Origin of the sequence: Streptomyces sp. R35 (genome assembly GCF_041053035.1) — a bacterium.
Taxonomy (GTDB): Bacteria; Actinomycetota; Actinomycetes; order Streptomycetales; family Streptomycetaceae; genus Streptomyces; species Streptomyces lutosisoli.
Genome location: NZ_CP163440.1, coordinates 5,379,957 through 5,403,100, shown reverse-complemented (window position 1 = coordinate 5,403,100; position 23,144 = coordinate 5,379,957). Strand labels below are relative to the sequence as shown.

Genomic DNA, 23,144 nt, shown 5'->3' with positions numbered 1-23,144 from the left:
TGGAGCGATTCGCTCTTGCCGGTTACGCCTCGATCCTGTTTGCGGATCGAAGACGCGCGAAACTACGGGCGAGCAGCCTTGACACATGCATCTGGGAGACTCCCAGCTCGGCGCTGATCTGTGACTGCGTCAGATTGCTGTAGTAGCGCAGGAGAAGGATCCGCTGCTCGCGCTCGGGCAGTTGTACGAGCAGATGCCGTACGAGGTCGCGGTGTTCGACCCCGTCGAGTGCCGGGTCCTCGTAGCCGAGCCGGTCGAGCAGTCCCGGCAGCCCGTCGCCCTCCTGGGCCGCTTCGAGGGAGGTCGCGTGGTACGAGCGGCCCGCCTCGATGCAGGACAGCACCTCCTCCTCGGTGATGCGCAGCCGTTCGGCGATCTCGGCGGTCGAGGGCGAGCGCCCGAATGCCGTCGTCAGGTCCTCCGTCGCGCTGTTCACCTGCACCCACAGCTCGTGCAGCCGGCGCGGTACGTGGACGGTGCGGACGTTGTCGCGGAAGTACCGCTTGATCTCGCCGACGACGGTCGGCATCGCGAAGGTCGGGAACTGCACACCCCGGTCCGGGTCGAACCGGTCGATGGCGTTGATCAGCCCGATGGTCCCGACCTGGACCACGTCCTCCATGGGCTCGTTGCGGCTGCGGAAGCGCGCTGCCGCGTACCGGACGAGCGGGAGGTTGGCCTCGATGAGCGCCCCGCGTACGCGGTTGTGCTCCGGGGTGCCCGGCTGCAGGGTCTTGAGCTGGCCGAAGAGGACCTGGGTGAGGGCCCGGGTGTCGGCGCCGCGGCGCCGCTCCGGCGCGGGGTCCTGCGTGACCTCCTGGGTGATCTCCTGTGCGACTTCCGGGGTGACTTCCTGGGGTGGTGCCGGGGTCGGCGCCTGGGCCGGGGCCGGGGCTTCCTCCTGGGGCGGCGCAGTACTGGCCGACACGGTCAACGCCACCTCTTCATTCGTCAACACAACCGTCAACTCATCCCTCAAAAGCGGTCATAGCATCACAAGACATGTGCACTGTGTGCAAGCACCGCATAACGCCGTGTTGAGGGAGAGTTGGGGCGCAGGACGTGAAAAGCCCCCCGCCGGTTCCGGCGAGGGGCTTCGGAGCGGCAGGGCCCGGAAGGCCGGCGGCAGGGCTCAGAACGGATAGTCGGCGATCACCCAGGTCGAGAACTCTCGCCACAGCGCGGCGGCCGCCTGGTGCGCCGGGTGCTCCAAGTACCGCTTCAGGGCGTCGGCGTCGTCGACGGCGGAGTTGATCGCGAAGTCGTACGCGATGGGCCGGTCGGTGATGTTCCAGTCGCATTCCCAGAACCGCAGCTCGGGAATCTGGTCGCCGAGCGCGCGGAAGGCGGCGGCGCCCTCGACGGCGCGCGGGTCGTCGCGCCCGACGCCCTCGTTGAGCTTGAAGAGGACCAGATGGCGGATCACGGGCACTCCTTGGTGGTGCGAGGGACGCCTCTCAGTTCTTGGCCCCGTCGGCGACCCATGTCATGAAGTCGCCGATGGCCTGAGCGGCATTCGATATGCCCTCGAACCCTATCTGGACGTAATCGGCGGCCTTGGCGGGATCTGTGATGATCACGTACAGCGCGAAGACTACGAGTGCATAGACGGCGATCTTCTTCGAATTCACCGCCATCGCGGCCTCCCTGTGACTGCTGCGCCCGCTGGGCCCCCTGTTGCCGGCGGCGAGTGTAACCTTCACGCCGCTTTTAAGGACCAACGGCCCGCTGGTCGAGGCCCTTTGCCGAGCCGCTCCGGGGGTGTGGTGGCCCAGGATGGATGGTGAGCCCGGCGGTTCTGGCAGGAGTCCGGCGGGCGGGACGGACCCCACTGCGGGGTCCCCGCCGTGGAATCCCCCGAGACGCGGCGCGGACTTGTGGGTCCCTCCTCACCGGGGGAAGCGGCTCCCCGATGCCGCTTCCCCCGTCCTTCTCTTCTCGGACTCCTGTGAACGTCTTCGCGCGGCCATGAGTGAGACGTAAACGGACTCAGGCGAGCCAATCGGCGTAGTGGGTCGGGGCAATGCGGACATCACCGTGGGCGACCAGGACGTCACCCTGGACGGCCGCGAACATGCCGGCGGTGTCATCGATGACGACCGAGCGCCCGTCGCCCTTGGCGGTGAGGGTGATCCGGCCGAGCTCGTCGAGGGTGTAGACGTCAGGGCCCGCGACGTTGAGGATGCCGTTCAGCGGGGTGCCCGCGGCGACTTCGGCGACGGTGGCGGCGACGTCTGCGGCGGCGATCGGCTGGATCGGCGTGCGCGGCAGGCGGACCGTCTCGCCGTCGGCCGTCCACGACAGGACCGCGTCCATGAACTCCATGAACTGCGTGGCGCGGACGATGGAGTACGGGATCGGGCCGCCGACGAGGATGTTCTCCTGGAGCGCCTTGGCCCGGTAGTAGTCCAGTTGGGGCACCTGGTCCACGCCGACGATGGAGAGCACGACGAAGTGGCCGACGCCGCCCTTCTCGCTCGCGGCCAGAAGGTTGCCCATGGACGTGCGGAAGAAGTCGGGCGAGGCGTCGTCGAACGTCGGCGAGTTGGTCAGGTTGACGACGACGTCAGCACCTGCCACGGCATCCTCCAGGCCCTGGCCTGTGATGATGTCGACGCCTGTGGACAGGGAGTGCGGTACGGCCTGGTGTCCGGCCGCCTTCAGGTTCTTCACCACCTGCGACCCGATCAGTCCGGTTCCCCCGACAACTGCGATCTTCATGGCGTGTCCCTACTCTCGGCTCTTCGTCGTCCGATATGTACCTTATGGGCCCAGAGGGTGTCCGGGACCCGAACTCGGACAAGCTGGTGCCTGCCGCGCGGGTGAAGGGGACGGAAACCAAGACGGAGCAGCACGAAGGGCCCCGTCTTTCGACGGGGCCCTTCTCAAGCGGTAGCGGAGGGATTTGAACCCTCGGTGACTTGCGCCACACTCGCTTTCGAGGCGAGCTCCTTCGGCCGCTCGGACACGCTACCGAGGGAGACCTTACCCCAAGGTGGGCCGTGGTCTGAAATCCGTTTGGCGGTCCCGGAAGAAGTCGGTGAGCGTGCGCGCGCACTCGTCGGCGAGGACGCCCTCGATCACCTCGGGCCGGTGGTTGAGCCGCCGGTCGCGTACGAGGTCCCAGAGGGAGCCGGCCGCGCCCGCCTTCTCGTCGCGGGCGCCGTACACGACCCGGTCCACCCGGGACTGCACGAGCGCGCCCGCGCACATCACGCAGGGCTCCAGGGTGACGACGAGCGTGCAGCCGGACAGCCGCCACTCGCCGATCTCCGCGGCGGCCCTGCGCAGCGCGAGGACCTCGGCGTGCGCCGTCGGATCGCCGGTGGCCTCGCGTTCGTTGTGCCCGGTCGCGAGCACCGTCGTACCGTCCGGGGACAGCACGACGGCGCCGACGGGAACATCCCCGCCCCGGACGGCCCGGTGGGCCTCGTCCAGGGCGAGCCGCATAGCGGCCCGCCAGCGGTCGCGTACCGGATCGGGCTGTGGAGTTTCCTCGGCGGTGCTCACCCGGGGAACCTAGCGGAAGCTTCCGGAGCCGGCGGCCGGCCGGAGATCGCCGCGCCTAGCGGACGGTCTCCAGGACCTCTGCCGCACCCAGGGCGTCGGCGATCGTGCTGAGCGCGTCGCCTTCGTCCAGGGAGAGCAGTTCCTTCTCGCTCACTCCGAGGTCCGCGAGGATGGCACGGTCCCCGACGGGGCTGTGCGAGACGGCGTCGGCGGACACGATCTCGTCCTCGTCGTCGTCGGAGTCGTTTCCGTTGTCGGGTTCACCGTCCTCCGTGCCGTCCAGGTCGAGGGAGTCCAGGTCGGCGTCGTCGTCGCCCGGATCCCGTCCTAGTAGTTCGTCCGTGAGCAGGATCTCGCCGTACGAGCTGCGGGAAGCGGCGGCAGCGTCCGAGACGTAGATGCGAGGGTCCTCCTCGCCGTCCACGCGGACGACGCCGAACCACGCGTCTTCCTGCTCGATGAGTACGAGGACCGTGTCCGCCTCTGAGGCTTCACGGGCCAGGTCGGTCAGATCCGACAGGCTCTCCACATCGTCGAGCTCTGTGTCGCTCGCTTCCCACCCGTCTTCGGTGCGCGCGAGCAGTGCGGCGAAGTACACCGTGACTCTCCCACTGGTCGTAGGCGTGCCGGTTGGGGATCCCCCCGGCGGAGGCTGTGGGCGGGGCGTGCTGCTCCGAGCCCCACCCACTCGGAATCGTGGCAGAAACAGAGCGTTCAGGGGACGTCTTCGGCCTGCTGTGTCTGCCTCTTTTGATCGCTAACAGCGGATCGTACGCGGCTGTCGGCGCCGAGTGAGCACCTCCCCGCCCAGACACGGGCTCGTGCAACCCGGGCGGGGCGTCCGCTTACGGTGGGCGGCTACCAGCGGAAGGTGCGCATACGCATGGCGTGGCGCAGTCGTGCTGCCTTGGCGCGGCGGGGCTGGACCCGGTCGCGCAGCTCGCGCGCCTCGGTCAGCTCCCGCAGGAACTGGGCGCGCCGCCGCCTGCGCTCGGCGTCGGTCTCCACCTGCTCGGGGGACTCCTCTTCCGGGTTCCGCATCGGCACACCACCCCAGGTCCGTCCTTCCCACTTTCCCTCTGATGGGCGGTTTGATGCCAGGGGACGGGTGACATCGCGGGCCGGACCTTGCCGGGCCCGGCCGGACGGGGCACTGGCGGGCGCCCGGAGCCCGGCTACTGTTGTGGACATGCGTCTCCACGTCGTCGACCACCCCCTGGTCGCCCATAAGCTCACCACCCTGCGCGACCAGCGCACCGACTCCGCGACCTTCCGGCGGCTCGCCGACGAGCTGGTCACCCTGCTCGCCTACGAGGCCACCAGGGACGTACGCACGGAGCAGGTCGACATCGTGACCCCGGTCGCCTCCACCACCGGCGTCAAGCTCTCCTACCCGCGCCCCCTCGTCGTGCCGATCCTGCGCGCGGGCCTCGGCATGCTCGACGGCATGGTGCGGCTGCTGCCGACTGCCGAGGTGGGCTTCCTGGGCATGGTGCGCGACGAGGAGACGCTCCAGGCCTCCACGTACGCCACCCGCATGCCGGACGACCTCTCCGGGCGCCAGGTGTACGTCCTGGACCCGATGCTGGCCACCGGCGGCACGCTGGTCGCGGCGATCCAGGAGCTGATCAAGCGCGGCGCCGACGACGTCACCGCCGTGGTCCTCCTCGCCGCCCCCGAGGGCGTCGAGGTCATGGAACGCGAACTGGCGGGCACGCCGGTCACCGTCGTCACGGCCTCGGTCGACGAGCGGCTCAACGAGCACGGTTACATCGTGCCGGGGCTGGGCGACGCGGGCGACCGGATGTACGGCGCGGCGGAGTGACTCGCGGGTTCCCAGGGTTCGCGGTGGAGTGACTCCTGGGTTCCCCAAGGGATTTCGGCCGTACGGGGCTTTCGGCCCCGTACGGCCTTCTTGGTTCTACGGGGCCGCCGGCGCCGTACGGCGTTCCAGGCCGTACGAGGTTTTCAGCAGGTCTTCTTCGAGGTGGAGGGTGTCGGCTGGGGCTTGGCCAGGACGGCCAGGGCCTTGTCGGCGTCCTCCTTCTTCGTCAGCGACTTGAAGGCGGTGCCGATGATGAGGTCGACCTCGGTGGCCTTGTCGCGGCCATCGGTCTTCAACTCGGCGCCGGGGAGCTGGGTGTTGAGGACGGGCAGCGCGGCCGAGTAGGCCGACTTCGCGCCGAGCAGTATCCCGGCGCCGTCGACCTTCTTGTCGTACGCGTCCGTCGCGTTGCCCACGTCGCCGATCTTGAAGCCGCGCTTCTCCAGCTCGTCCGCGGTTTCCTTGGCCAGCCCGCTGCGGGGGGTGGCGTTCAGGACGTTCACGGTGATCTGGCCGGGCTTGGGCAGCGTCTTGGCGATCGCGGCGGCCGGTGTGGCCGACGCGCTGACCTTCGACGCGCAGTCCGCCTTGGGGCCCGCAGCCGTCGCCTTGCCGCCGCCGCCCGTGAAGACGTCGATGAGCTGCAGGGTTCCCCACCCGATCAGCCCGAGTGCGGTGACGGAGGCGACGACCAGGAACACGAGCCTGCGGCGCCCCCGGGGTCGGCGCATCCGCGGGTACTTGTCCCCCGTGATCCGGTACTGGCCGCCCATGCCAGGGGGAGTGAGCATGCTCATGGGCGCAGCGTAGTGCGCCGCGGCGGCGATAACTACTAGATGATCATTGCCCGGCGCTCAGTTCAACCCATTGGGGTCAAGCCGTGGCCATTAGTCCAGTTCAAGGACGCGTGCGTGGAGCACCTGGCGCTGTTGCAGCGCGGCGCGGACGGCGCGGTGCAGGCCGTCTTCCAGGTACAGGTCGCCCTGCCACTTCACCACGTGCGCGAACAGGTCGCCGTAGAAGGTGGAGTCCTCGGCGAGGAGGGTCTCCAGGTCCAGCTGGCCCTTGGTCGTCACGAGTTGATCGAGGCGGACCGGGCGCGGCGCGACGTCCGCCCACTGCCGGGTGCTTTCCCGGCCGTGGTCGGGGTACGGCCGTCCGTTTCCGATGCGCTTGAAGATCACACGGAAAGCCTACCGGTCAAGAGCTTCCGGGCGCAGCCATGGCGACGGAGTGCGACGCTGGAAAAGACGCCGTAAATCCGTTCAAATCGGGAACAGGGGCCTGATATGCATGACAGCGAGACCATGCCGTCGGCTGCCCCTGGGTCCGCTCCCGGGACGACCGGAAACGCCCCCGCCGCGGGAAGGAGCGCCGCCGCGCTGCCGCAGGAAGCCCTGGAAATCGCTTCCGGGTACGCCTTCTCCGGCCCCGCCCTCGATCTGGGCGCCCTGCTCTGGGACGGGCAGTGCCTGCCCGACGTACAGATCCGCATCCCGTTGCCGATGCTCAACCGGCACGGTCTGGTCGCCGGCGCCACCGGCACCGGCAAGACCAAGACGCTCCAGCTGATCGCCGAGCAGCTGTCGGCCCAGGGCGTGCCGGTGTTCCTAGCGGACATCAAGGGCGATGTGTCGGGCATTTCGGCGCCGGGCGTGGCGGGCGACAAGGTCCAGGAGCGCGCCCGGGACGTCCACCAGGAGTGGACGCCGACCGGATACCCGGCCGAGTTCTACGCGCTCGGCGGCATGGGCCACGGCATCCCCGTACGCGCCACGATCACCAGCTTCGGCCCGGTGCTGCTGTCCAAGGTGCTCCAGCTCAACCAGACCCAGGAGCAGTCGCTCGGCCTGATCTTCCACTACGCCGACCAGAAGGGCCTGGAGCTGGTCGACCTCAAGGACCTGCGCGCGGTCGTCACGTTCCTGACCTCGGACGAGGGCAAGCAGGAGCTGAAGGGGATCGGCGGGCTGTCCACGGCCACGGCGGGCGTCATCCTCCGTTCCCTCACCGCCTTCGAGGCGCAGGGCATGAGCCCCTTCTTCGGGGAGCCGGAGTTCGACACGAGTGAGCTGCTGCGGACGGTGTCGGACGGGCGGGGGGTGGTGTCGGTGCTTGAACTGCCGGAAGTCCAGGACAAGCCGCAGCTCTTCTCGACCTTCCTGATGTGGCTGCTCGCCGACTTGTTCCACGATCTTCCGGAAGTCGGCGACGCCGACAAGCCGAAACTCGTGTTCTTCTTCGACGAGGCGCACCTGCTCTTCAACGACGCCTCGAAGGCCTTCCTGGACTCGATCACCCAGACCGTCCGGCTCATTCGCTCGAAAGGAGTTGGCGTCTTCTTCGTGACGCAGACGCCGAAGGACGTACCCGCCGATGTCCTCGGCCAGCTCGGCAACCGCGTCCAGCACGCCCTGCGGGCCTTCACTCCTGACGATCAGAAGGCTCTGAGGGCGACGGTGAAGACCTTCCCGAACTCGGCGTACGACCTGGAGGAACTCCTCACGGGACTCGGGACCGGGGAGGCCGTGGTCACGGTCCTGAGCGAGAAGGGCGCCCCGACCCCCGTCGCCGCGACCCGGCTGCGTGCGCCCGGGTCGCTGATGGGTCCGGTCGACTCGGCGGTCCTGGACCGGGCGGTCACGGCGTCGCCGTTGTACGGGCGGTATGCACAGGCTGTGGACCGCGAGTCGGCGTACGAGAAGCTGACGGTGGCGCGGGAGGGGGCGGTGGGTTCTGCTCCCAAGGGGGCACCGGCGAAGGGGCGGGCGGCCAAGGAGGAGGCCTCGGTTGTCGAGCAGGTGGTCGGGAGTGGGCTTTTCAAGTCGCTGGCCCGGTCGGTCGGTACGCAGATCGGTCGTGAGATCACTCGGTCGTTGTTCGGGACGGCTCGGCGTCGGCGGTAGGGCGGTAGGGCGGTAGGGGCGACCGCCCCGTCCTGGGGGTGCGGGGGAGGGGCGGTCGCCCTTGTTGTTGTCAGTTGTGGCTGTGTTCCGTCGGGGGGTTCTTGTGGTGGGGGCCGTTCGGCTTGGGGCGGGGGGTCGGCTTCGGTGCGTTGCGTACGGCCTCTGCGCGCAGCAGGGCGCGCAGGACCGCGTAGGGGTCGCTGGGCATGGGGTGTCCTTGTGTCCTTGAGTTCGCTGTGTTCGCTGGTGAGGGACTGACCGGGGCGGAAGCCGGGTCCGTCAGCAGCGCAGGACCACGCAGCGGAGGGTGTGCGGGGCGGAGCAGCGCGAGGGGGATGCGGGGGCCGGCACGGGGAGGGGGCGTGCTGGTGCTCCGGGGTGCGCGTGTCGGGGCGCAGGGGGGTGAGGGGGGGCGGGTGGTCCTGGCGGGTGGGCGGGCGCAGGGCCGTGTCGAGTACGTCGTGTTCGGCGGTGCCTGATCCTGGTCCTGATTCGGTGCCGGCCGTGGGGGCGGGGGTGGGGGTGGACGCGGCGAGCGCTTCGAGGTGCGGGCCTGTGGCGAGTACCGCGGTGACCAGCAGGATGAGGATCCGCAGCCAGGTGCCTGAACGTGACGTGCCTGAACGTGAAGGAGCCCCTCCCCGCGCTCGCGCGCACCGGCGCAGCGGGTGCGGGGGGTGCGGGGTGGGGCTCATGCGAGGTCCTGTCCCCACCGGAGGTGGGTGATTCATCGGGTTGGCCTGGAGATCCACTCTGTTGGCGGAGCGGATCAGGCGGTGCGGGGGATGCGCCGGGCGGAGGAGCGGATGCCGAACGCCGTGATGATCTCGACGATGCCGACCGCGATGAGCCAGCAGCCGGCTACGAGGGTGAGGACGGCGACCGACTTGAACGGGGCCACGATCAGCACGATGCCGGCGATGAAACTGATGATGCCGAGGAACACCTGCCAGCCGCGGGCCGGCACGGTCGGGTCGGACGCGGCGGCGATGGCCTGGGTGATGCCGCGGAACAGCCAGCCGATGCCGATCCACAGGGCGAGGAGCAGGATCGACTCCATCGCGCCGCGGAAGCAGAAGAGGCCCAGCAGGATGGACAGGGCGCCGCTGATGAAGGCCAGGACGCGGAGGGAGGTCGCCGCGTGGGTGCCGAAGGCGGCGACGAGCTGCAGGACGCCGCTGACGATCAGGTAGACCCCGAAGAGCACTCCGGCGACGCGGAGCGAGGCCTCCGGCCAGACCAGCACCATGACACCCAGCGCCAGCGCGGCGATTCCGGCGCCGAGGACGGCTTGCCAGGCGGTACGGGAGAGAAGGTACAGGGGGCCTTCGTCTGTGGGCTCGCTCATACCCCATGCTGTGAACGGCTGCGGGGATCTCGCCACCGGGATGATCCGAGTGGTGGACGTATGCCGGTGGGGTGGGTGGGGTTCGGCGTTGTGGGGCGGGGCCGTGCCGGTACGTCCAGCCCGTCGCCGGTGGGCATTACTGCCTGCTGCCACAGCATGAACTTGCCCATAACCCCGTAAGCGACGGGCTGGACGTACCGGCACGGCCCCTTCTGTGCGACGCCGACTGCGCCGCCGTACGGGGGGGGAGGGTGGGTGGGGCCGTGTGGCGAACGGTTCCTGGGGGATCGCGGGGCGCAGCCCGACGCCTTTGCTCTTAGGGGCGCGGGGAACTGCGCGACCAGCCCCCACCGGCCCGCACCCGACACACAACCGAACGGGGTCGAAGGGGCGGAGCCCCTGGGGATGGGACGGGTAGGGGCGGCGGGGGCGAGGAACCCGGGTCCTACTTGCCGGAGGCCTTCGCGGTGGCTTTCATTTCTTGTTTGTGGGCGCGGACCTTGGCGAGGGAGTCGGGGCCGGTGATGTCGGCCACGGAGCGGAAGGACTTGGGCTCGCCGTAGGGGCCCGCGGACTCGCGCCAGCCCTTGGGCCGTACGCCCAGTTGTTTGCCGAGGAGGGCGAGGAAGATCTTGGCCTTCTGGGGGCCGAAGCCGGGGAGATCCTTGAGGCGTTGGAGGAGTTCGGCGCCGGTCTTGGCGTCGTTCCAGACGGCGGCGGGGTCTCCGGCGTAGTGCTCCACGAGGTACTGGCACAGCTGCTGGATCCGCTTGGCCATCGAACCGGGATAGCGGTGCACGGCCGGCTTGGCGGACAGCAACGCGGCGAACTTCTCCGGGTCGTACGCGGCGATCTCGTGCGCGTCGAGATCGTCCGTACCCAGCCGTTGCGCGATCGTGTACGGCCCCGCGAAGGCCCACTCCATCGGAACCTGCTGGTCCAGCAGCATGCCGACGAGGGCGGCGAGCGCGCTGCGGCCGAGCAGTTCGTCGGCTTCCGGCTGCTGGGCGAGGTGAAGAGTGACGTCCATGGACCGATGATCCCCCGGACGGGGGCGGGGTGCAGGTGGTGACCCCGGCCCGCGCGGGTCTTCACGGCGTGCGTACGATTTCGCCCCACTGGGAGTTAGGTTAGCCTAACCTGGCTTAACCTGAGACGAGTGGGGATGGATCGTGACCGTCGAGATCTACCGTGACGCCTGGGGCATCCCCCACCTGCGCGCGGACAGCGCACAGGAACTCGCCCACGCCCAGGGCCGCACCACCGCCGTGGACCGGGCCTGGCAGCTGGAGGTCGAACGGCACCGCTCGCAGGGCACCTCGGCCGCCTTCCTCGGCGCCGACGCCGTCGCCTGGGACCGGTTCGCCCGGCAGGCCCGGCTCGACGACACCGCCAGACGCTGTTTCGCGGCCCTGGAGAAACGGGATCCCGAGACCGCCGCGTGGGTTGTCTCGTATGTGGCCGGGGTCAATGAGGGGCTCGCCGAGGGCGCCCGGCGCGCCCCGGAGTTCGCGGCGACCGGGCTCGCCCCCGGGCGCTGGGAGCCCTGGAGCCCCCTCGGTGTCTGGCTCGGCACGCACATCCTTTTCGCCGGGTTCCCCGCCAAGCTCTGGCGCGAGGAGGTCGTACGGCTGCTGGGGGCGGATGCGGTCCAGCTGTTCGCCATGGACGGGCCCGGCACCTCAGGGAGCAATGGGTGGCTGGTGAGCGGCGAGCGCAGCGTCACCGGGCGGGCCGTCATCGCCGGTGATCCCCATCGGTTCATCGAGGAGCCCGGCGTCTATCAGCAGATACGCCTCTCCTGCCCCGAGTTCGACGTCGCCGGCCTCGCCGTCCCCGGCGTCCCGGGCATCGCGCACTTCGCCCACACCGGAACCGTCGCCTGGGCCATCACGAACGCGATGGCCGACTACCAGGACCTGTACCGGGAGCGCCTGCGGTGGGCCGCCGGGCATCCCGGTGACGGCTCGTCTGACGGTTCCTCCGTCGAGGCGGTCGAGGTGCTTGATCCCGACGGCTCCTGGCGGGCCGCGTCCCGGCACCTGGAGACCATCCACGTCGCCGGGAGCGAGTCCGTCGAGGTCGAGGTGATCGAGACGGGACGGGGGCCCGTGGTCATCGGCGGAGCGGGGGCCGAGGAGTCCATCAGCCTCCGGTATCCGCCTCGCGTCACCGAGGACCTCGGCTTCAGCGCCCTCCTCCCGCTGCTGCGCGCCCGCCGAGTCGCCGACGTGGACCGGGCGTTCGACCGCTGGGCCGAGCCCGTGAACGTCGTCCAGGCCGCCGACACCGAGGGCGGGCTGCTGCACCGTGTCGCCGGGCGGGTCCCGGTGCGGAGCGCCGACAACAGGACACGGGTGGTGGCTGCCTGGGAGCCCGGGCGTGAGTGGCAGGGCTGGCACGAGATGCCGTACGGCTCCTTCGAGGACGGCGTCGCCGTGATGGCCAACCAGCGCGGGCCCGCCGCCCCGCTCGGCGTCGAGTTCGCCCCGCCGCACCGCGCCTCGCGCATCCGGCAGCTTCTCGGCGCGGCGAAGGAGGCGAAGGAGGCGAAGGAATGGTCGGCGCAGGACATGGCCGCCATCCACATGGACACCCATCTCGCCTCGGCCTCCGCCCTGTTGGACCGGCTGGGTGCCCTCGCGCGGGAGGAGCTGAGCCCCGGGGCGGTCGCGCTTCGGGAGCAACTCCTCGGCTGGGACCGGCGGATGGAGGCCGGCAGCGCCGAGGCAGCGGTGTACGCGGCGGTGCGCGGTGCGGTCGTACGGCGGCTCGTGGCGCAGCCCGCGCTGGCCGTGCTGGCCGGTCCGGCCGGTTCGCTTGCGTATCCGGAGATTTTTCTTCCTTGGCTGGCCCTCACCCCGCGCGTCGGGTTCGCCCTCGAAAACCTGCTGAAGGCCGAGGAGTTGTACGGCATCGACCGCGACGCGATCGTCCGCGCGGCCGTCGAGGAGGTGGCCGCCGCTCCTGCGCCGGGCACGTGGGGCGACACCCACCGGCTCGCGCCCTGGCGTGCGCTCACCGGCACGTCGTACGACGAACCGGGGCTGTCCGGCGACCACGACTGTGTGCTGTGCACCTCGGCGGTGCCCGGTCTCAGCGACCTGAGCGCGCGCGGCCCGGCCGCCCGTTATGTCTGGGATCTCGCCGACAGGGAGAACAGTCTGTGGGTGGTTCCGTTCGGTGCGGACGGCGTTCCGGGATCGGGCCACCACCGTGACCAACTCCCCTTGTGGCTCAAGGGAGATCTCGTCCCGGTGACCACCGACTGGAACAAGCTGACCAAGCAGAGCCATGAGGGCCGTGAGGGCCAGGAGAGCTGGGAGAGTTATGAGGACTGAGACTGCTTACGCCCTGGGCCGTCGAGCCGTGCATGAGCAAGTGCTCGACGGGTTCGGCACCGTCCGTGTCGTGACGGTCGATCCGCACGCCGACCTCGATGTCATCCACGGGTGGGTCGCGCAGGAGCGGGCCAGGTTCTGGGGGATGAACGGGCTCACGAAGGAGCAGGTGCTCGAAACGTATGTCCACCTGGACTCGCTCGACACCCATCACGCCTTCCTCGCGGTCAAGGACGGCGAACCCGCCGCGCTCTTCCAGACGTACGAGCCCGAGGCCGACCGTGTCAGCGAGTGCTACGACGTCGAGCCCGGTGACATCGGTATGCATCTGCTGATCGGGCCCGCGGGACCCGGTGGTGACCGGCCGGGCTGGTCGTCGGCCCTGCTGACCGCGTTCACCACGTATCTGCTGACCGGCCTCGACCGGCAGCGGGTCGTGGTCGAACCCGACGCGCGCAACGCGAAGGCCATCGACCGGCTGACCCGGCAGGGGTTCGTCCCGGCGGAGGAGATCGTGCTGCCCGAGATCGACCTGCCCGAGGTCTACCTGCCCGAGAAGCGTGCCCGGCTCGCCTTCCTCACCAGGAAGGTCTTTCAGGCAGGCCTTTAAGGTCTTTCAGGACGCCTTTGAGGAGGCCTTTGAGGGGGTTCCTCGCCTGTGGGTGAGCAGCGCGCCGTTCGCGTCCGTACGTAACCGGGACTCTGGAAACGCGGATGCGGAGTGGCGTGTGAGCGGACAGCGGGAGCGGCGGGGCGTCGTCCGGGGCCTGGCGCTGCTGGCGGGCGTCCTGGTGCTGGTCCTGTTCGGCGGGGTGAGCGGCGCGTCCGCGCATGCCGCGCTGACGGGCACCGATCCGCAGGACGGCAGCGTGCTGAAGTCCGCGCCCCGGCAGATCACGCTGACGTTCAGCGAGTCCGTCGGGCTCCTCGACGACTCCTTCCGCGTGCTCACCCCGGAGAACCGGCGCGTCCACACGGGCGCGCCCGGCCACGCGGGCGGCCGTTCCGACACCGCCCGCGTGACCCTGCCACGCGGCCTCGGCACCGGCACGTTCACGGTTGCCTGGCGGGTCGTCTCGGCGGACAGTCACCCCGTCTCCGGCGCCTTCACCTTCTCCATCGGCAAACCCTCCGCGACCTCCGTCGCCCTGCCCTCCGCGCCCGCCGGGGACACCGCCTCCGCCACGCTCTACGACATCGCCCGCTACGTCGCGTACGGCGGCCTCGCCCTGCTCATCGGCGCGGCCGGCTTCGTCATGGTCTGCGGCTTCCAGGGGAGTGTGCGGCGCCTGCTGCTGACCGGCTGGTGGACCCTGCTGCTGTCCACGCTCGCGCTGCTGCTCCTGCGCGGCCCCTACGAGCGCGGCACAGGCGTTGCCGCGGCCTTCGACCCGGCCGTCCTGCGCGAGACGCTCACGAGCCGGCCAGGTGTGGCCCTGGTGGCCCGGCTGGTGCTGCTGGGGGTGGCCGCCTTCCTTCCCGAGCGCGTTCGCGTACGGGAACGGGGGCGGGCGAGGGGTGCCCTCGTCCTCGGCGGGGCGCTCGCCCTCGGTCTCGCGGTCACCTGGGCTGCCGTCGAGCACGCGTCCGCCGGGATCCAGGTCCCCGCCGCGATGGTCTCCTCCGTGCTCCACCTGCTTGCCATGGCCCTCTGGCTCGGCGGCCTGACCGCCCTGCTCTCCGCGCTCTACCGCCCGGCCCAGCCCCTCTCCACGGCCGTCGTCACCCGCTTCTCCCGGCTCGCCCTCGCCTCGGTCGCCGTCCTCGCCGGCACCGGCGTCTACCAGTCCTGGCGCGGCCTCGGCTCCTGGGACGCCCTGACCTCGACGTCGTACGGCAGGATCCTGCTCGCCAAGCTGTGCGCGGTGCTGCTCCTGCTGGCGGGGGCGGCGTATTCGCGGCGCTGGACGGGGCGGCTGGCGGTGACGGAGGCGGAGGCCGCGGTGCCCGCTCCTGCCGTCGTGGAACGGGTTGCTGTGTCCGTCGGGGGGTCGGCTGCGGTGGACGCGGGCGCCCCCGATGGCGTACGAGCTGAATCCGCGTCCCCCGCCGATCACGCCGGCACGTACCGGCGGGGTCTGCGTCGCTCCGTGCTTGCCGAGGTCACCGTCGGCATCGTCGTCCTGGTGATCACCACCGTGCTGACCGGGACCCAGCCGGGGCGGGCGGCCACCGAGGCGGCCGCTTCGGACGTGGCCGCGGACCTGCCCACGTCGTCGACGTCGCTGGTTCCCTTCGACGTCGGTACGCCGGGCGGGCACGGCAAGGTGCAGATCGAGCTGGCGCCCGGGCGGGTGGGCGAGAACTCCGTGCAGGCCGTGATCCTCGGGCCCGACGGGGGCATCGCGACCGTCCCCGAGCTGCGGCTCACCTTCACGCTGGCCGCGCAGCAGGTCGGCCCGATCGACGCCGGGCTCACCGACAAGGGCGGCTACTGGGGGACGGACACCCTCACGCTCCCGCTGGCCGGCACCTGGACCATGAAGGTCACGGTGCGCACCACCGACATCGATCAGGTCACGGTCTCGAAGAACGTGAGGGTCGGCTGACGGCTCGCCGCCCTCCCCACCCGGTATGTCACCGGAATTGATCTTCGTCGTGTCCATCACGTTTCAACAAAGGCCGCCGACAACTCTTGACGTATGACAGGACATACGACTGTTATTGCGCCACACGATGTTCGGTCAGGTTGATTTCTGGTCGATTTCGACTGGCTCAACCCCGCTCTCCCCCGCGACCGGACGCACGTCTTCGAGGAGCCGTCATGCACCACCTCTCCCCTTCCGGTCTCTCCGTCCCCGGCCCGAGCCGTCGCAGCGTGCTGCGCGGCGTCGGCGGCGCGGCCGCGCTCGCTGCGGGAATACCCCTGCTCAGCGCCTGTGGCGGCAGCACGGCGGCCAGTGACCCGAAGACGGTCACCGTCGGCTCCAACGCGTCGGACGCCGTGCCGAAGAAGGCCTTCGCCGACATCTACGCGGCCTACAAGAAGCAGTCCGGCATCACGGTCGATGTGAACACGAAGGACCACAACACCTTCCAGGAGCAGATCAACTCCTACCTCCAGGGCACGCCCGACGACGTGTTCAACTGGTTCGCCGGCTACCGCATGCAGTTCTTCGCGGCCAAGAAGCTCGCCACCCCGATCGACGACGTGTGGAAGACGATCGAGGGCAACTTCCCCGACGCCATGAAGGGGCTCAGCAAGGGCGAGGACGGCAAGTACTACTTCGTGCCGCTGTACACGTACCCCTGGGCGGTCTTCTACCGGAAGAGCGTCTTCAAGAAGTACGGGTACGAAGTCCCCACCACCTGGTCCGCGTTCATCGCGCTGTGCAAGCAGATGAAGAAGGACAACCTGGTCCCGATCGCCTTCGGCGACAAGGACGCCTGGCCCGCGCTCGGCACCTTCGACCAGATCAACTTCCGTACCAACGGCTACGACTTCCACGTCGAGCTGATGGCGGGCAAGGCCTCCTGGACCGACAAGCGCACCCGCGCCGCCTTCGACAACTGGGCCGAGATCCTCCCCTACCACCAGGACGGCGCCGTCGGCCGCACCTGGCAGGACGCCGCCCAGACCCTGGTGTCCAAGAAGGCCGGCATGTATCTGCTGGGCACCTTCGTGGGCCAGCAGTTCACCAACGCGGCCGACCGCGACGACCTCGACTTCTTCGCCTTCCCGGAGATCGACCCCACCTACGGCCAGGACACCGTCGAGGCGCCGACCGACGGGTTCATGCTCAGCAAGAGCCCGAAGAACCAGGCGGGGGCCGTGAAGCTCCTGGAGTACCTGGGCACCCCGGCCGCCGAGCAGATCTACCTGAAGTCCGACCCGAACGTCGTCGCCGCGTCCACCAAGGCCGACACCTCCTCGTACACCGACCTGCAGAAGCGCGCGTACGAGATGATCAGCGGCGCCAAGAACCTCACGCAGTACATGGACCGCGACAGCCGGCCCGACTTCACCTCCACGGTGATGCAGCCCGCGCTGCAGAAGTTCGTCCGCGACCCCAAGGGCATCGACAGTCTGCTGACGTCGATCGAGCGCCAGAAGAAGACGATCTTCGCGTCCTCATGAGCAGCGACATGAACATCGATACGACGACGAAGTCCCCGGAGGCGGCCGCCGTGCCGCCTCCGGGCGCCGCGTCCCCCAAGAAGCGGGCTCCGCAGGGCCATCGGCGTCTGCTGACCCGCCGTGACCGGATCACGCTCGGCCTGATGGCCGGCGTGCCCACGGTCCTGCACGTGATCCTCGTCTGGTTCACGGCCCTCGCCTCGATCGCCCTGGCCTTCACCACCTGGGACGGCATCGGCTTCGGCTCGATCAAGTGGGTCGGGCTGCAGAACTTCAAGGAGCTGTTCAGCAGTAACCCGCAGTTCTGGCCCGCCGTCCAGCACAACGTCATCTGGTTTGTTGTGCTGATTTTGATCCCGACCCCGATCGGCCTGTTCCTGGCCGTGCAGCTGGACAAGAAGATCCGGTTCAGCCGGGTCTACCAGACCGCGTTCTTCCTGCCGGTCGTCGTGTCGATGGCCGTCATCGGCTTCGTCTGGCAGCTCGTCTACAACCCCGACACGGGCCTGATCAACAGCCTCATCGGCGCCAACAAGCCCGGCCACTACATCGACTGGATCGGTGACCCGAACCTCAACCTCTGGGCCATCCTGGTCGCCGCCTCCTGGCGGCACACCGGCTACATGATGATCCTCTACCTGGCCGGTCTGAAGGGCGTGGACCCGGCCCTGCGCGAGGCCTCCGCGCTGGACGGCGCCAACGAGTGGCAGACGTTCAAGAACGTCGTCTTCCCGACCCTGCGCCCCACCAACACGGTCGTCCTGGTCGTCACGATCATCGAGTCGCTGCGCGCCTTCGACCTGGTGTTCGTCTTCAACAAGGGCGCCCAGGGCACCGAGCTGCTCTCGATCCTGGTCACCAACAACATCATCGGCGAGTCCAGCCGGATCGGGTACGGATCGGCCATCGCCGTCGTCCTGCTCGTGATCTCGCTCGTCGTGATCATCCCGTACCTGGTGGCCACCTTCCGGAAGGAGCGGCGCGCATGAGCTCCCCCACCGCCGCGCTCGGCAAGCAGCGCACCCCCGTCCGCCCGGCCCGGGTCCTGCTGCACGTGTTCCTCGTCCTCACGTCACTGGCCTGGCTCGGCCCGCTGCTGTGGGCCCTGTTCGCCGCCCTGCGGCCCTACGGCGAGACCAGCGAGAAGGGCTACGTCTCGTGGCCCGACAAGCTGAGCTTCGACAACTTCACCAACGCGTTCCAGCAGTCCGACATGCTCCACTACTTCGGCAACACGCTGCTGATCGCGATCCCGGCCGTGCTGCTGACGCTGTTCCTGTCGTCGTGCGTCGCGTTCTACGTCAGCCGCTTCGACTTCCGCGTCAACCTCTTCCTGCTGCTGGTGTTCACGGCCGGCAACCTGCTCCCGCAGCAGGTCATCATCACCCCGCTGTACCGCCTGTACCTGCTGATCGATCTGCCCGGGATCACCGTCAGCGGCAAGCTGTACGACTCCGCGCTCGGCCTGGTCCTCATCCACGTGGCGTTCCAGTCCGGGTTCTGCGCCTTCGTGCTGAGCAACTACATGCGCTCGCTGCCGCACGAGCTGACCGAGGCCGCGCTCGTCGACGGCGCCTCGGTGTGGCGGCTGTACTGGCAGATCGTGCTGCCGCTGTGCAAGCCCGCGATCGCGGCCCTGGCGACCCTGCTGTCCATCTGGATCTACAACGACTTCTTCTGGGCCATCGTGCTGATCTCCACCGGCGAGAACATGCCGATCACCTCGGCCCTGAACAACCTCTCCGGCCAGTACTTCACCGACCCCAACCTGGTCGCCGCCGGCGCCCTGCTCACCGCGATCCCGACGCTGACCGTGTACTTCGCGCTCCAGCGCCAGTTCGTCGGCGGTCTCACGCTGGGCGCCAACAAGGGCTGACGCCCTCGTACTTGAAAGAGAACCACCGTGCCCCACCCCTTCACTCCGCTCGACTCCGTGCCCGTCGACCCGCGCAGGGCCAGGGTCCACGAGGAGGGCTGGCAGTCCTGGAGCCCCAGCGGCGCCTACGCCCTCGGCGACAAGCCGTACCGCCCGACGAACGACAACTGGGCGACCGTCTGCTACCGGCCCGGGCACACCGTCCCGGCCGGTGTCTTCCAGGGGGAGGGACTCCTGGCCCTCGACCCGGGCGACGGCTCGCCGGTCCGGCTGTGGGCGGCGGCCGACCCGCTGCGGTCCGTGCCGTCCATCCGGCTGGAGATACGGGACGACCGGGCGGAGATCAGCGCCGACGGGCCGGTGCAGTCGCTGACCGGCACCGACATCCAGTCGGTGCTGGCGGACTGGGCGGACGGCCTCGGCCTCGCGGCCCCGCGGCCGGCGCCCACCGTCTGGTGCTCCTGGTACGAGTACTTCACCGCCGTCACCGAGGACGACATCCACGAGAACCTCCGTGCGATGGACACCCTCGACCTCCCCATCGACGTCGTCCAGATCGACGACGGCTACCAGAGCGCCCTCGGCGACTGGCTCACCCTCTCCGGCCGCTTCCGCTCCCGCGCCGGCATCGCCGACACCATCCGCGCGCGGGGCCGCAGGGCGGGCATCTGGACGGCACCGTTCCTGGTCGACCCGAGCAGCGAACTCGCCACGGCCCACCCCGACTGGCTCGTACAGTCCCTCGACGGCACGCCCCTGCACGCGGGCCGCAACTGGGGCCACGACCTGTACGTCCTGGACACCACGCACCCGGCCGCGGCGGCCTACCTGACCGAGGTCTTCACCACCCTGCGCGCCGAGGGCTACGACTACTTCAAGGTCGACTTCCTCTACGCGGGCGCCATGGACGGCGTACGGCACGACGGAACCGACGCCCTCACGGCGTACCGCTCCGGTATCGCCCTGATCCGCGAGGCGATCGGCCCGGACTCGTATCTGCTGGGCTGCGGTGCGCCGATCCTCCCCTCCATCGGCCTCTTCGACGCCATGCGCGTCAGCCCCGACACGGCTCCGCACCGCCGCTCCGAGGCCGACGACTACTCCCAGCCCGGCCAGGACGCCGCCGCGTTCACCGGCGTCGGACGCCAGTGGCAGCACGGCCGTCTCTGGGTCAACGACCCCGACTGCCTGATGGCCCGCCCCGCCGTGGAGACCCGCGAACGCTGGGCGGCGCATGTGGAGTCCACCGGCGGCCTGATGGCGTCCAGCGACCGGCTGCTGTCGCTGGACGACTGGGGCGTGACGACAACGCGGCGTCTGCTGGGGGGAGTTGCCCGATGAGCACCATCCGCACCCTGTCCGTTCCCGGTATCGCGTACGGCGGCGACTACAACCCCGAGCAGTGGCCCGAGGACGTCTGGGCCGAGGACATGCGCCTGATGCGCGAGGCCGGCGTGACCATGGTCAGCGTGGGCATCTTCGCCTGGGCCCTGCTCGAACCGTCCGAGGGCGTGTACGACTTCGCCCGCATGGACCGCCTGCTCGGCCTGCTGCACGAGAACGGCATCGCGGCCGACCTGGCCACCCCCACGGCCGCGCCCCCGGCGTGGTTCTTCCGCGCGCACCCCGAGGCGCTGCCGGTGGACCGCGACGGCCGCACCCTCTCGTACGGCAGCCGACAGACCTTCTGCCCGAGCAGCCCCGCCTACCGCGAGGCCGCCCTGCGCATCGCGGGCGCCCTCGCCGAGCGGTACGCCGGCCACCCGGCCGTGGCGATGTGGCACGTCCACAACGAGTACGGCTGCCACAACGCGGAGTGCTACTGCGACACCAGCGCGGCGGCCTTCCGTAGGTGGCTCCGGGCCAGGTACGCCGACGACCTGGCGGAGCTCAACCACGCCTGGGGCACCACCTTCTGGAGCCAGTGGTACTACGACTGGGACGAGATCCTGCCGCCCCGCGCCACCGGAGCCGTCCCCAACCCGACCCACCAGCTGGACTGGCGCCGCTTCTGCTCGGACGAACTGCTGTCGCTGTACGTCGCCGAGCGGGACGTACTGCGCCGGGCGGCCCCGTCGACGCCCGCCACCACCAACTTCATGGTGATGGACAACTTCGACGCGCTGGACTACTGGCGCTGGGCCCCCGAACTGGACGTCGTCTCCAACGACCACTATCTGATGTCCGCCGACCCCGAGTCGGAGATCGACATCGCGCTCAGCGGCGACCTGATGCGCTCGCTCGCGGGCGGCCCCTGGCTGCTGATGGAGCACTCCACGGGCGCGGTGAACTGGCAGCCCGTCAACCGCGCCAAGGGGCCGGGGGAGTTGCGCCGCAACGCCCTCGCGCATGTGGCGCACGGCGCGGACGGCATCGCCTACTTCCAGTGGCGGGCGGCCAAGGCGGGCGCCGAGCAGTGGCACTCGGCCATGCTGCCGCACGCCGGGACGGACAGCCGCATCTGGCAGGACGTCGTCGCACTGGGCCAGGACCTGAAGGCGCTGGCGGAGGTGCGCGGCAGCACGGGCACGGCGTCCGTCGCCATCGTCTGGGACTGGAACGCCCGCTGGGCCGTGGAACTGCCCTCCCAGCCGAGCGGCGAACTCCGCTTCCAGGACCTGGTCCGTGACTGGTACGAGCCGCTGTGGCGCGCGGGCGTGGCCGTGGACTTCGTACGCCCCGAAGCCGACTTGAGCGCGTACCGCCTGGTCCTGGCGCCCAGCCTGTACCTGGTGGACGACGCGGGCGCGGCGAACCTGGCCGCTTTCGCCGAACGCGGCGGCACGCTCGCCGTCGGCTTCCACAGCGGTGCGGTGGACGAGAACTGCCATGTGCGGCTGGGCGGTTACCCGGGCGCGTTCCGGGAGGTCCTCGGCGTACGGTCCGACGAGCTGTTCCCGCTGCTGGTCGACGAGACGGTGGGCCTGAGCGGGGGCGGCACGGCCACGCTGTGGTCGGAGCGGGTGGGCCTCGCGGGCGCGCGGGCGGTGACCTCGTACACGGAGGGCCCGCTGACGGGTGTCCCGGCGGTCACCCGGCACACGTACGGCGCGGGCACCGCCTGGTACCTCGCCACCCGCCCGGATCCGGCCACACTGGGCGCCCTGCTCACCCGGATCCGTGAGGAGGCGGGCGTCGAGCCGGTCGCGACCACCCCGCTCGGCATCGAGGCGGTCCGGCGCCGGGGGCCGCACGCCGACTACCTCTTCCTGATCGACCACGGCGGCCAGGGCGCCGAGGTGCCGGTCGCCGCCGACGCGACGGAACTCCTCACCGGTAAGCCCGCTTCGGGGTCGGTGACGGTTCCGCCGGGTGGGACGGCCGTTGTACGGGAGCCGCACGGGGCTGACGGCAGCTGACGGGAGCTGACAGGGGCGGTCGGGTTCCGCCGGGGAAGGCCCGCGGCTCCGGCTGCGGCCGCGTCCCCGGCGGTTCAGGGCTGTGGCGGTGGAGAGGGAGGACCGGTGTGCCGCATGGCGAAGACCGCTTCGGTGGTGCGGCACAGGGCCCCCACCGCCCCGCGCAGTGACCGCCAGAACGCCAGCCCGACCACGACTCCGAGGAGCGCCGCGGGCCACCACCAGGCGCCGAGGACCGTGAACGCGAGGCTCCAGGCGAGCGCCTCGCACGCCGCGTCATAGGCGTCCCGGGCTTCGCTCAGCGCGGCACGGGGGGCGTCCGGCAGCGCGAGGAGCAGCCCGGTCCACTCGCTCGCGACCTCGGTTCCCGTCTCGCCTCTGACGTGCGCCTCGGTGGCGCGGAACCGATCGCCCGACCAGGTCGGGGAGCCGGGCTCGGCCGGTCCGGTACGGGTCCTGCGCGCGTCGAGCCGGTCGGCGCGCAGCTGCCGTCCGGCGGCGCGTGCGCGGACGGACTGCCGCCCGATCTCCTCGGGAGGCGCCCAGCGCCGTACCCGCCACGCGGTCAGCCGGCGGCCCAGGGGCATTAGCCACCAGGGCCAGGCCCCCGACGCCAGCCCGCCGATCGCGCCCCCTGCGAAGGGCACCGCGAACGCGGCTCCCACCGCCGCCACCGCGACGAGCACGAGGGACGCGACGCCGTCCCCGGACATGCCGCCGCTCCACCGCAGCGCACCGGCGATCCGTTCGCGGGCGAGCCCGAGATCGTCCCAGTGGCGCTGCCCGAGCTGGCCGCCGCCCACGGTCGCCACCACGACGAACAGCACGGCGGGCAGCAGCCGGCGCAGAAACCAGCCGTCGGGTATGCGCTTCTGGAGTTCGACGAGCAGCCCCACGGCCC

The 23,144-nt window shown here is 70.2% G+C and carries 23 protein-coding genes and 1 tRNA gene; 10 read left to right on the top strand and 14 right to left on the bottom strand.

The features are described from left to right. Positions 1–22: 22 nt before the first annotated feature. From AB5J50_RS24735 to AB5J50_RS24700, 8 genes are all read right to left on the bottom strand, one after another. Positions 23–934: an RNA polymerase sigma factor SigF gene (locus tag AB5J50_RS24735; protein WP_369265501.1), complete on the bottom strand. Its 912-nt coding sequence runs from the start codon at positions 932–934 to the stop codon at positions 23–25. 198 nt (positions 935–1,132) lie between these two features. Beyond that, a complete protein-coding gene (locus AB5J50_RS24730; protein WP_327429956.1) occupies positions 1,133–1,426 on the bottom strand; it encodes a Dabb family protein in 294 nt (97 codons plus the stop codon). 31 nt (positions 1,427–1,457) lie between these two features. Continuing rightward, on the bottom strand, positions 1,458–1,637 hold the full coding sequence (locus AB5J50_RS24725; protein WP_369265500.1) for a hypothetical protein: 180 nt from the start codon (positions 1,635–1,637) through the stop codon (positions 1,458–1,460). Between the two features lie 352 nt (positions 1,638–1,989). After that, the gene (locus AB5J50_RS24720; protein WP_369260525.1) at positions 1,990–2,721 is read right to left on the bottom strand and encodes an SDR family oxidoreductase; all 732 of its coding nucleotides are present in this window, start codon (positions 2,719–2,721) and stop codon (positions 1,990–1,992) included. 169 nt (positions 2,722–2,890) lie between these two features. Further along, a tRNA-Ser gene (locus AB5J50_RS24715) sits at positions 2,891–2,975 on the bottom strand. A gap of 10 nt (positions 2,976–2,985) precedes the next feature. Continuing rightward, complete coding sequence (tadA, locus tag AB5J50_RS24710) at positions 2,986–3,450, bottom strand: tRNA adenosine(34) deaminase TadA (protein ID WP_327435096.1); 465 nt, start codon at positions 3,448–3,450, stop codon at positions 2,986–2,988. A 115-nt stretch (positions 3,451–3,565) separates the two neighbouring features. Then, positions 3,566–4,108: a hypothetical protein gene (locus tag AB5J50_RS24705; RefSeq protein ID WP_327429953.1), complete on the bottom strand. Its 543-nt coding sequence runs from the start codon at positions 4,106–4,108 to the stop codon at positions 3,566–3,568. A gap of 260 nt (positions 4,109–4,368) precedes the next feature. Next, positions 4,369–4,551 carry a hypothetical protein gene (locus tag AB5J50_RS24700; protein WP_327429952.1) on the bottom strand — a complete coding sequence of 61 codons (183 nt, stop codon included), beginning with the start codon at positions 4,549–4,551 and terminating at the stop codon, positions 4,369–4,371. 148 nt (positions 4,552–4,699) lie between these two features. Between AB5J50_RS24700 and upp the strand changes: the two genes are divergently transcribed. Further along, positions 4,700–5,335: a uracil phosphoribosyltransferase gene (gene upp / locus AB5J50_RS24695; protein WP_327429951.1), complete on the top strand. Its 636-nt coding sequence runs from the start codon at positions 4,700–4,702 to the stop codon at positions 5,333–5,335. Positions 5,336–5,478: 143 nt separating this feature from the next. Here upp and AB5J50_RS24690 read toward each other — a convergent pair whose 3' ends face one another. Together AB5J50_RS24690 and AB5J50_RS24685 are read right to left on the bottom strand one after the other, a co-directional pair. After that, complete coding sequence (locus AB5J50_RS24690; RefSeq protein WP_369265499.1) at positions 5,479–6,108, bottom strand: LytR C-terminal domain-containing protein; 630 nt, start codon at positions 6,106–6,108, stop codon at positions 5,479–5,481. A 114-nt stretch (positions 6,109–6,222) separates the two neighbouring features. Further along, entirely contained in the window at positions 6,223–6,519 is a 297-nt protein-coding gene (locus tag AB5J50_RS24685; RefSeq protein WP_003999914.1) for a type II toxin-antitoxin system VapB family antitoxin, read from the bottom strand. 105 nt (positions 6,520–6,624) lie between these two features. On the opposite strand from AB5J50_RS24685, the gene AB5J50_RS24680 reads away from it, so the two are divergent. Next, positions 6,625–8,241 carry a helicase HerA-like domain-containing protein gene (locus tag AB5J50_RS24680; protein ID WP_369260524.1) on the top strand — a complete coding sequence of 539 codons (1,617 nt, stop codon included), beginning with the start codon at positions 6,625–6,627 and terminating at the stop codon, positions 8,239–8,241. A gap of 70 nt (positions 8,242–8,311) precedes the next feature. Here the strand turns inward: AB5J50_RS24680 and AB5J50_RS24675 are convergent, their stop codons facing one another. From AB5J50_RS24675 to AB5J50_RS24665, 3 genes are all read right to left on the bottom strand, one after another. Beyond that, on the bottom strand, positions 8,312–8,449 hold the full coding sequence (locus tag AB5J50_RS24675; RefSeq protein ID WP_369260523.1) for a hypothetical protein: 138 nt from the start codon (positions 8,447–8,449) through the stop codon (positions 8,312–8,314). Positions 8,450–9,010: 561 nt separating this feature from the next. Then, the gene (locus tag AB5J50_RS24670; protein WP_369260522.1) at positions 9,011–9,589 is read right to left on the bottom strand and encodes an HdeD family acid-resistance protein; all 579 of its coding nucleotides are present in this window, start codon (positions 9,587–9,589) and stop codon (positions 9,011–9,013) included. Between the two features lie 445 nt (positions 9,590–10,034). Next, positions 10,035–10,619 (bottom strand): HhH-GPD-type base excision DNA repair protein, encoded by a 585-nt coding sequence (locus AB5J50_RS24665; RefSeq protein WP_369260521.1) that lies wholly within the window; start codon positions 10,617–10,619, stop codon positions 10,035–10,037. A gap of 142 nt (positions 10,620–10,761) precedes the next feature. Between AB5J50_RS24665 and AB5J50_RS24660 the strand changes: the two genes are divergently transcribed. The 8 genes from AB5J50_RS24660 (at position 10,762) to AB5J50_RS24625 (ending at position 22,243) form a co-directional block, all read left to right on the top strand. Next, entirely contained in the window at positions 10,762–12,930 is a 2,169-nt protein-coding gene (locus AB5J50_RS24660; RefSeq protein ID WP_369260520.1) for a penicillin acylase family protein, read from the top strand. Continuing rightward, positions 12,920–13,540 carry a GNAT family N-acetyltransferase gene (locus tag AB5J50_RS24655; protein WP_369260519.1) on the top strand — a complete coding sequence of 207 codons (621 nt, stop codon included), beginning with the start codon at positions 12,920–12,922 and terminating at the stop codon, positions 13,538–13,540. Before AB5J50_RS24660 ends, AB5J50_RS24655 begins: the two co-directional genes overlap by 11 nt. Before the next feature lie 118 nt (positions 13,541–13,658). After that, positions 13,659–15,479, top strand: coding sequence for a copper resistance CopC/CopD family protein (locus AB5J50_RS24650; protein ID WP_369260518.1), 1,821 nt, complete (start codon positions 13,659–13,661; stop codon positions 15,477–15,479). 215 nt (positions 15,480–15,694) lie between these two features. Continuing rightward, positions 15,695–17,008: an ABC transporter substrate-binding protein gene (locus tag AB5J50_RS24645; protein ID WP_369260517.1), complete on the top strand. Its 1,314-nt coding sequence runs from the start codon at positions 15,695–15,697 to the stop codon at positions 17,006–17,008. Positions 17,009–17,016: 8 nt separating this feature from the next. After that, complete coding sequence (locus tag AB5J50_RS24640; RefSeq protein WP_327435094.1) at positions 17,017–17,997, top strand: sugar ABC transporter permease; 981 nt, start codon at positions 17,017–17,019, stop codon at positions 17,995–17,997. Then, positions 17,994–18,884: a carbohydrate ABC transporter permease gene (locus tag AB5J50_RS24635; RefSeq protein WP_369260516.1), complete on the top strand. Its 891-nt coding sequence runs from the start codon at positions 17,994–17,996 to the stop codon at positions 18,882–18,884. The genes AB5J50_RS24640 and AB5J50_RS24635 overlap by 4 nt, the downstream gene beginning before the upstream one ends. A gap of 27 nt (positions 18,885–18,911) precedes the next feature. Continuing rightward, positions 18,912–20,225: a glycoside hydrolase family 36 protein gene (locus AB5J50_RS24630; RefSeq protein WP_369260515.1), complete on the top strand. Its 1,314-nt coding sequence runs from the start codon at positions 18,912–18,914 to the stop codon at positions 20,223–20,225. Then, positions 20,222–22,243: a beta-galactosidase gene (locus AB5J50_RS24625; protein WP_369260514.1), complete on the top strand. Its 2,022-nt coding sequence runs from the start codon at positions 20,222–20,224 to the stop codon at positions 22,241–22,243. The genes AB5J50_RS24630 and AB5J50_RS24625 overlap by 4 nt, the downstream gene beginning before the upstream one ends. A gap of 74 nt (positions 22,244–22,317) precedes the next feature. Here the strand turns inward: AB5J50_RS24625 and AB5J50_RS24620 are convergent, their stop codons facing one another. After that, positions 22,318–23,139, bottom strand: coding sequence for a hypothetical protein (locus AB5J50_RS24620; RefSeq protein ID WP_369260513.1), 822 nt, complete (start codon positions 23,137–23,139; stop codon positions 22,318–22,320). Positions 23,140–23,144 lie beyond the last annotated feature (5 nt).

Coding starts and splice junctions, on each gene's coding strand:
- AB5J50_RS24725 (WP_369265500.1), bottom strand. CDS start 1,637: ATGGCGGTGAATTCGAAGAAGATCGCCGTCTATGCACTCGTAGTCTTC.
- AB5J50_RS24720 (WP_369260525.1), bottom strand. CDS start 2,721: ATGAAGATCGCAGTTGTCGGGGGAACCGGACTGATCGGGTCGCAGGTG.
- tadA (WP_327435096.1), bottom strand. CDS start 3,450: ATGCGGCTCGCCCTGGACGAGGCCCACCGGGCCGTCCGGGGCGGGGAT.
- AB5J50_RS24700 (WP_327429952.1), bottom strand. CDS start 4,551: ATGCGGAACCCGGAAGAGGAGTCCCCCGAGCAGGTGGAGACCGACGCC.
- upp (WP_327429951.1), top strand. CDS start 4,700: ATGCGTCTCCACGTCGTCGACCACCCCCTGGTCGCCCATAAGCTCACC.
- AB5J50_RS24690 (WP_369265499.1), bottom strand. CDS start 6,108: ATGGGCGGCCAGTACCGGATCACGGGGGACAAGTACCCGCGGATGCGC.
- AB5J50_RS24680 (WP_369260524.1), top strand. CDS start 6,625: ATGCATGACAGCGAGACCATGCCGTCGGCTGCCCCTGGGTCCGCTCCC.
- AB5J50_RS24675 (WP_369260523.1), bottom strand. CDS start 8,449: ATGCCCAGCGACCCCTACGCGGTCCTGCGCGCCCTGCTGCGCGCAGAG.
- AB5J50_RS24670 (WP_369260522.1), bottom strand. CDS start 9,589: ATGAGCGAGCCCACAGACGAAGGCCCCCTGTACCTTCTCTCCCGTACC.
- AB5J50_RS24665 (WP_369260521.1), bottom strand. CDS start 10,619: ATGGACGTCACTCTTCACCTCGCCCAGCAGCCGGAAGCCGACGAACTG.
- AB5J50_RS24655 (WP_369260519.1), top strand. CDS start 12,920: ATGAGGACTGAGACTGCTTACGCCCTGGGCCGTCGAGCCGTGCATGAG.
- AB5J50_RS24645 (WP_369260517.1), top strand. CDS start 15,695: ATGCACCACCTCTCCCCTTCCGGTCTCTCCGTCCCCGGCCCGAGCCGT.
- AB5J50_RS24640 (WP_327435094.1), top strand. CDS start 17,017: ATGAACATCGATACGACGACGAAGTCCCCGGAGGCGGCCGCCGTGCCG.
- AB5J50_RS24635 (WP_369260516.1), top strand. CDS start 17,994: ATGAGCTCCCCCACCGCCGCGCTCGGCAAGCAGCGCACCCCCGTCCGC.
- AB5J50_RS24625 (WP_369260514.1), top strand. CDS start 20,222: ATGAGCACCATCCGCACCCTGTCCGTTCCCGGTATCGCGTACGGCGGC.